An 8,251-nucleotide genomic window follows, 5' to 3' on the forward strand; every position below is an offset into this window, starting at 1 on the left:
GGCATTGCATTTAATCTCCATTTCAGGCATGCTTTAAGCAATAGGTAGTGAATGCTATTATTGGGTAAATTAAACTTTCGCCTACAGGATACTTACCTAACTATTTAATTATCAAAGTTGGCTAAGCTTTAAATTGCAGCACCCCGGTTACGGCATTGCAGGATAAATTTTGAATGCAGAACCCTTCGGTTCTAACACAAAGCTGGTGTACTTTAAATTTATTATGGTTGGTATGTTGGGCGAAATTGGGATGCCGGGAGAGCAATGGATAACACCGTAATATGGTCACCCTACGATACGGTTAGCATATTTTATCCGCATCATTACAACCCGGCAGCTGAACCAATGTTGCTGCCAAGTTGTTATTGATGGCTATTGGTCATGCAGTCGTATTTTCTTTTTTAGATATTAAATCTTTTTGGTGGATAGCAAATAATCAAACCAATCGGGGTAGAAGAAATTAGTTAACAAGAAGTGCAATAATCATCCGTTTATCTTATAAAGTAACGTAATTAAACCTAAGAGTTACAAGTTTAATTAACGATAGACAAAAAGTTTGACAGGGTGTACCTAAGCTTATTTTTTTCGAAGGAGTTTTGCATTATCGCTCTGCTTTTTTATCTAAATAATTTATATTGCAGTATGCATAAAAAAATACTGCTGCTTGGTAGCGGCGAATTGGGTAAAGAACTCGTGATAGCGTTAAAGCGTTTAGGCCAAACCGTTATTGCCGTGGATAGTTATGCCGGTGCACCCGCTATGCAGGTAGCCGATGGATTTGAAGTGGCAGACATGCTGAATGGAGAGCAGTTAGATGCAATAGTAGCCAAACACCAGCCAGATTTAATAGTACCGGAAATTGAGGCCATTCGTACAGAAAGGCTGTATGCATACGAGCAACAGCACATACAGGTTGTACCCAGTGCCAGGGCAGCCAATTTTACCATGAACAGAAAACTGATTAGGGACCTGGCCAGTAAAGAACTGGGTTTGCAAACAGCCAAATATTTTTACGCCATCAGTTTTGAATCATTTAAAAAAGCGGTTAGTGAAATAGGATTACCCTGTGTGGTAAAGCCGCTCATGTCTTCGAGTGGTAAGGGACAATCTGTTTTAAAAAACCTGGATGATCAGCAACAGGTTTGGGATTATGCCATTACCAATTCCAGGGGCGATATACAAGAAGTAATTATTGAATCATTTATTTCTTTTCATACCGAAATTACTTTGCTCACGGTTACACAAAAAAATGGACTCACTTTATTTTGTCCACCCATTGGGCACCGGCAGGAGCGGGGCGATTACCAGGAAAGCTGGCAACCGGTAGCGATCAGTGAAAAAGATTACAACGATGCATGCGATATGGCCCAAAAAGTAACCAGTGCACTAACGGGTGCCGGCATTTGGGGGGTAGAATTTTTTCTTACAGATAACGGTGTATACTTTTCTGAATTGAGCCCCCGGCCACATGACACGGGTATGGTTACATTGGCAGGCACACAAAATTTATCTCAGTTTGTATTGCACGCAAGGGCCATTCTTGGCTTACCTATACCAACTATACAACTGGAAAGGGCGGGCGCAAGTGTAGTTATATTAGCTAACAAAACCGCCGAAACTTTTAGCATCACAGGATTGGAAAAAGCTTTACTACAACCCAATACCGATGTACGTATTTTTGGCAAACCCAGTACAAGGCCATACCGCAGAATGGGCGTAGCATTGATAAACGGCACAGCAGATGCGGATATAAATGAATTGCGTGAAAAGGCAAAAGCCGCCGCCGCCTGCATTAGTATTACATAACGCTACCCTATTAAACAGTTTGTTTTAAAAGATCAAATAATATAAAAACCCGTTTACTTGTATGTTTAGAAAAGAATGCGCATTTTGTTAGCGGGTTTGCATTTAGGTGGGGCACCAACGCTTTGATATAACAGGTTAAGTAATACTTAAATTTTTTTGTATGCCAGCATATGAAATAGAAATTATTTTAAACAGACAGTTAGCAGACTGCCTTTCTATTCCGGTTTTTATTACAGACACAAAGGGAAATCTTATATTTTACAATGAACCTGCAGAAGAAATTTTAGGTAAAAGATTTGAAGATACCGGTGAAATGGCGGTTGATCAATGGGCAACGGAATTTAAACCAATGGATGAGCAGGGAATGATATTGTCGCCCGGTGAACTTCCACTGGTAAATACGCTGGAGGATGCACTTCCTCATCATAAAACTTTTTGGATAGAGAGCCTCCAGGGAAAAAATCAAAAAATTGCGGTAACCTCTTATCCCATCATTGGCAGGGCAGGTAAAATGTCGGGAGCGGTTGCTATTTTTTGGAAATCAGTTGATATATGAAAATCAAATTATGGGGTGTACGTGGTTCCATTACTACCACGGGTGCGGAGACTGCCTGTTATGGAGGAAATACAACCTGCGTGGATGTGTGGGAAGATGGCTGCCAATTGGTATTGGACGGTGGTTCGGGTATACATAAGCTGATAATAAGCAATCCTGTTACAACGAAGAGGATCGATATTTTATTAACGCATCTTCACCTTGATCATATACAGGGACTGGGTTTTTTTACCCCGCTTTTTGACCCCTCGATGGAAGTGCATTTGTGGGGTCCTGCGGGCAGTACACGAACTTTGCATTCACGACTTAGCCGCTACCTGTCGCCTCCATTATTCCCGGTGCTGATAAGGGATTTACCCTGTAAGCTGATACTGCATGAAATAGGAAACCATACTTTTAAAATAGGTCATTTTACCATTCAGTCAAATTATATTATCCATCCTGGGCCTACAGTTGGTTACCGGGTTAGCGGCAAAAATTCCGTGTTTGCTTTTATGCCCGATCATGAACCCGCACTCGGAAAAGTCGGTATAATCCGGGAAAGTAAATGGATCTCAGGAATTGACATTGCCAGAGATGCGGATTTACTGTTGCACGATGCACAATATACCCAGGGAGAATATGAAAGTAAAAAAGGATGGGGGCACTCCTCTATGGAAGATGCCGCCCTGTTTGCTTCAATGGCCGGGGTAAAGCATCTCTTGTTTGCACACCATGATCCTTCCCGTACTGATGATCAGCTCAATGAAATATTTGCAGCATTTCAAAAAAATACCCATTATCCTTTCGTGTGTCAACTATCCAGGGAAGGGATGGAGATAACCCTTAAATAGGAACTTCTATCATTTTTTAAAAAATATTATTGCAGCTAACCATATTTTAAAATGCCGTTACATATTGCCAATATTATTTAATCAAAGCAATGTTTCGATTGAAAATAATTTGTTTCAGTAAGGGCACAAAAACCAGGAATGTTTCAAAATGTCTTACTAAAAGTTAGTACCTTAAATAATTGATTTAAAAAAACTGTTTATGAAAAAATTGGTAACCTGCTTATTTATTATTGTTTGTGTTGCTTCAAAAGCACAAAACGCGGATTCGGTTTGGATAAAAAACAATTATGCAAAAAAGGAAGTATACATCACTATGCGGGATGGCATCAGGCTATTTACTTCTATTTACATGCCAAAGAGCACTGTAGAATTACATCCTGTTTTACTTTCCAGAACACCTTACTCCTGCGAGCCTTATGGTGAAGAAAATTACAAAGATTACTGGAATAGCTATCAGAAGGAATATTTTAAAGAAGGCTATATTATGGTAAAGCAGGATGTGCGGGGAAGATGGATGAGCGAAGGACAAATAATAAATGTCCGGCCTTTTAATGCTAATAAAAAAGGCAAAGAAATTGACGAGTCGAGCGATACGTATGATACCATTGACTGGCTGATAAAAAACATTACCAATAACAATGGTAAGGTGGGAGTGTTCGGTATTTCATATCCTGGTTTTTACAGCACTATGGCAGCGGCCAGCAATCATCCGGCACTAAAAGCCGTTAGTCCGCAGGCACCCGTTACCAACTGGTTTATTGGTGATGATTTTCACCACAACGGTGCATTTTTTCAAATGGATGCTTTTGGCTTTTATTCAGCCCAGGGGTTTGCTTTTGGCGTACCACATCCAAAACCGGTATCCGTTGCAGCAACATCAGTTGGATATCCGGAACACGACAGTTATAAATTTTTTCTTGAAACAGGAAGTTTAAAAAATCTTACAAAATATACAGGCGACAGCATTGCTTTCTGGAAAGACCTGATGGCGCATCCCAATTATGATGATTGGTGGAAGGCGCGTGATGCACGCATTGCAACAAAAAATTTGCAACCTGCCCTGTTATGGGTAGGCGGCCTTTTTGATGCGGAAGACTGCTGGGGCGCATGGAATGCCTATAAAGCTGCCGAAGAAAACAATCCCGGAAAAGTATTTAATAAAATTGTGATGGGACCGTGGTATCATGGCCAATGGGCAAGCAATGATGGAACGCACCACGGCAACATTCAGTTTGGTTCAAATACCAGCGAATATTATCAGCAACATTTTGAAGTTCCCTTCTTTAATTATTTTTTAAAAGATAAAGGAGATATAGCTCAAATTGGGGAAGCTAGTATTTATATTACGGGTGCCAACGAATGGAAAACGTTTATGCAATGGCCACCGGCAGGCAAAGAAGATCAGGCCATGTACCTGCAGCAAAATGGAAAGTTAAGTGCCGAAAAACCCGCTGCCACCAATAGTTTTAGTGAATATACAAGCGATCCGGCAAAACCAGTTCCTTACGAAGAAGGCGTGCGTTTTAACAGAACAAGAACGTACATGTCTGCCGACCAGCGCTTTGCCGCAACCAGACCGGATGTGCTGGTATTTAAAACTGATACCTTAACAAATAACATGACAGTTACAGGAAATGTGATTGCAGATATCATGACAAGCATTTCAACAACCGATGCTGATTTTGTAGTGAAAGTAATAGATGTTTTTCCTGAATATCTTGGGTACAACGATGTAGATATTTATGCAGAAAAAGATCCCGTTAACCGTTACCGGATGGGTGGATATCAAATGCTGGTAAGAGCCGAAATTTTCAGAGGCCGGTACAGAAAGAGTTATGAAAATCCCACTGCTTTTGTGCCCGGAAAAATTGAGGAAGTAAAATTTGAATTACCTTCTATTGCGCACAGTTTTAAAAAAGGTCATCGCATCATGGTGCAGGTACAAAGCAGTTGGTTTCCTTTAGTAGATCGTAACCCGCAACAATTTGTTGATATTTATCATTGTGATGAAAAAGATTTTATAAAGAGCGATATAAAAATTTACCACGAAATCAACCATGCATCAAAAATTATTTTACCTGTATTGAAATAATATTATTCACAACAATTTATCAAAAATTTTGCTTCTTAACCGGCAGTAAATTTTGTGTATGTCCATGCAAAAAATGGTTTGCTCAACTTTTATACAGTAAAATTACCTTCTGTTTAAATGAATAATTACGTTACCCCACCGTAATTAATGAACGATATAAATAGCGTAATGCCGCTCTTGTTGAGGATGTGTAACTGTTGCATCTTTGTATCAGATAGTTAAGGTTGAAAAATTAAAACAATCTGATCCAACAATCCAACCAAAAACAATAATCGAATTCCTCTGAAAACTGAAAATTCAATATCCTGAGACTATGCTGTAAAAAGCGATGATGTTTCAAAAAAACAACCAATATCCGAAACTATGCTGTAAAAGGCGATGATGATTCAAAAACTTTTAACCCAATATCCTAAGCCTATGCCTTAAAACACGGTAATGGCAAAAAACCAAAACACTGAAACCAGTTAATTCATTTAACACGATTTCTTTGAAATGTTAATCTGCAAAATGAAATCCTGAAGAAGCCAATTGCGGATGGCAAAAAAATGTTACTTCCACAGGCTATGAAAAACTAATAGCTGTGGAAGTTTTTTATGCTACCTGATCCCGTAAATCTCCCCTTTACACCCATTAAATGTGTGTATTACTAAATAATATTTCTTTATAAATTGGTTTGCTATACGCTAATTATTACTATCTTCTCACCCTTGTTCTTTTAATGAAATAATCAATTTTAAAATAATAGAAATATGCCTCAAAAGAAAATTCTGCTGAATGAATCTGAAATGCCGACACACTGGTACAATATTGTTGCAGATATGCCAAACAAACCCTTGCCACCACTGCATCCTGGAACAAAACAACCGATTGGCCCCGATGATCTGTCACCTATTTTTCCGATGGATATTATTATGCAGGAAGTGAGTACAGAACGCTACATTGAAATACCAGACCAGGTGCAGGAAATTTATAAAATATGGCGGCCCACACCCATGATGCGTGCATGGGGACTGGAAAAAATGCTGGATACTCCGGCTAAAATTTATTATAAATATGAAGGCACCAGCCCCAGCGGATCGCACAAGCCCAATACTGCTGTACCACAGGCCTACTATAATATGAAAGCCGGTGTTAAAAATCTTACCACAGAAACCGGAGCCGGCCAATGGGGTACCGCTTTAAGCTTTGCCTGCCAGCAATTTGGCCTGGGTTGTGAGGTTTATATGGTACGCATCAGCTACGACCAAAAGCCTTACCGGAAAATTATGATGAATACTTTTGGTGCAGAAGTATTTGCTTCGCCCAGTAATCGTACCCAGGCTGGCAGAAACATTCTGGAACAAGACCCCAATTCAGCTGGTAGCCTGGGCATAGCAATTTCCGAAGCCATCGAACGTGCCGTAAGTGATGAGCATACTAAATATTCATTGGGTTCTGTATTGAATCATGTACTAATGCACCAGACTATTATTGGCCAGGAATGTATAAAGCAATTGGAATATGCAGGCGATTATCCCGACATTGTAATTGCACCCCTGGGTGGTGGCAGTAATTTTGCGGGCATCAGTTTTCCATTTCTGCAACAAAATATACTACATGGAAAGAAGACAAGATTTATAGCGGTTGAACCTGCATCCTGCCCTAAATTAACGAAAGGTGTTTTTAAATATGATTTTGGTGATACTGCTGGCTACACACCTTTGTTGCCAATGTATACGCTGGGACATAACTTCAGGCCGGCCAGCATACATGCAGGTGGTTTGCGCTACCACGGTGCCAGTGTATTGTGCAGCCAGTTATTACGGGATGGACTGATTGAAGCACAAGCCTTGCAACAGTTAGAATGTTTTGATGCCGGTGTAAAATTTGCAAGGGCCGAAGGCATCATACCTGCACCTGAAGCCACCCATGCCATAGCACAGGTAATACGTGAAGCAGAACAGGCCAAAAAAGAAGGAGTATCAAAAACTATCCTTTTCAATATGTGCGGACATGGCTTTGTAGATATGCAGGCTTATGCTGATTATTTTGAAGGAAAATTAAGTGACCATTATTTTACGGATGAAGAATTAACGGCCAATCTTGCCGAAATAGAAGCATTACAACCAGCCTGATTGTTTCATTTTAAAGTGGCCAATAGCTGAATTAATTATAATTTAATCTTACAATAAATTCCTTTGTATGAAATACCGTTTTGCGGTGCTTTCATTCAGAACCTGAAAACCTGTTATTGCGGAATGTAAAAAACAGGATTAACTAATTGCCTTTAAAAATTTTTCATACATGGCAGGCCAGCCATCATATAGTTTATCCGGGCCCAGCATCTGATTGTGCCAGATGGTAATCAGTGTGCCATTCACATTTTTACATGCAGCATAATATTGCATCAGTTCTTCGTATGCTTCGGGTGCAGTTAATTTTTGTTCATAATATGCATTGGCTTCCATAAAACAAAAAGGATGAATGCGTAAAGAAGATGTTTCATTTTTTTCCAGATCAAACCAATAAAAAGACGACGCTACAGAAGCCCTGAAACCATTGATGCTGCCATATCCCATGCTGTAATCAGCGGTGATGCCTTCGTTTAAAAGTCTTCTGTAACCTTCGGGTAAATTAAAACGGATATAGTGTTGCCGGCAACGGGTAATTTCCTGTTCACTTATTGTTTTCAATTGAATAATTTCCTGCTTCAGTAACGAAGCATCATCGCCACTTTGCCAGGAAGGATGAATCCCAATGTCATATTTTTCAGCATGCTTTTTTACCAGTTGCCACATTACTTTATTAGTCGGTAATATATTCTTATCATACAGTCCATTTTTTGCGGCTACTAAAAAAAAATAAATTGGATTTAGTTGAAATTTTTTATGAAGGGCATCCATCCAGTCATAGGTATCGAAGGGGTCTTTGCGCCATCCGCATACAACCATAATTCTTTCAAGAGAGGGCGACTTTAAAAATCCA

Annotated in this window: 6 protein-coding genes; 5 read left to right on the top strand and 1 reads right to left on the bottom strand. The window is 39.6% G+C overall.

Features of this window, described 5'->3' with window-relative positions:
• Positions 1-642: 642 nt before the first annotated feature.
• The 5 genes from purT to H7254_RS20950 all read left to right on the top strand — a co-directional run bounded on the left by purT (position 643) and on the right by H7254_RS20950 (position 7,401).
• Complete coding sequence (gene purT, locus H7254_RS20930) at positions 643-1,806, top strand: formate-dependent phosphoribosylglycinamide formyltransferase (RefSeq protein WP_301934826.1); 1,164 nt, start codon at positions 643-645, stop codon at positions 1,804-1,806.
• 160 nt (positions 1,807-1,966) lie between these two features.
• The gene (locus H7254_RS20935; RefSeq protein ID WP_301934827.1) at positions 1,967-2,362 is read left to right on the top strand and encodes a PAS domain-containing protein; all 396 of its coding nucleotides are present in this window, start codon (positions 1,967-1,969) and stop codon (positions 2,360-2,362) included.
• A complete protein-coding gene (locus H7254_RS20940) occupies positions 2,359-3,195 on the top strand; it encodes an MBL fold metallo-hydrolase (RefSeq protein WP_301934828.1) in 837 nt (278 codons plus the stop codon). Before H7254_RS20935 ends, H7254_RS20940 begins: the two co-directional genes overlap by 4 nt.
• 199 nt (positions 3,196-3,394) lie before the next feature.
• Complete coding sequence (locus H7254_RS20945) at positions 3,395-5,287, top strand: CocE/NonD family hydrolase (RefSeq protein WP_301934829.1); 1,893 nt, start codon at positions 3,395-3,397, stop codon at positions 5,285-5,287.
• 749 nt (positions 5,288-6,036) lie between these two features.
• The gene (locus tag H7254_RS20950) at positions 6,037-7,401 is read left to right on the top strand and encodes a TrpB-like pyridoxal phosphate-dependent enzyme (RefSeq protein ID WP_301934830.1); all 1,365 of its coding nucleotides are present in this window, start codon (positions 6,037-6,039) and stop codon (positions 7,399-7,401) included.
• 138 nt (positions 7,402-7,539) lie between these two features.
• Here the strand turns inward: H7254_RS20950 and H7254_RS20955 are convergent.
• On the bottom strand, positions 7,540-8,251 hold a 712-nt coding region (locus tag H7254_RS20955; protein ID WP_301934831.1), incomplete at its 5' end, for a polysaccharide deacetylase family protein.

Origin of the sequence: Ferruginibacter sp. (genome assembly GCF_014377975.1) — a bacterium.
Taxonomy (GTDB): Bacteria; Bacteroidota; Bacteroidia; order Chitinophagales; family Chitinophagaceae; genus Ferruginibacter.

Coding starts and splice junctions, on each gene's coding strand:
- purT (WP_301934826.1), top strand. CDS start 643: ATGCATAAAAAAATACTGCTGCTTGGTAGCGGCGAATTGGGTAAAGAA.
- H7254_RS20935 (WP_301934827.1), top strand. CDS start 1,967: ATGCCAGCATATGAAATAGAAATTATTTTAAACAGACAGTTAGCAGAC.
- H7254_RS20940 (WP_301934828.1), top strand. CDS start 2,359: ATGAAAATCAAATTATGGGGTGTACGTGGTTCCATTACTACCACGGGT.
- H7254_RS20945 (WP_301934829.1), top strand. CDS start 3,395: ATGAAAAAATTGGTAACCTGCTTATTTATTATTGTTTGTGTTGCTTCA.
- H7254_RS20950 (WP_301934830.1), top strand. CDS start 6,037: ATGCCTCAAAAGAAAATTCTGCTGAATGAATCTGAAATGCCGACACAC.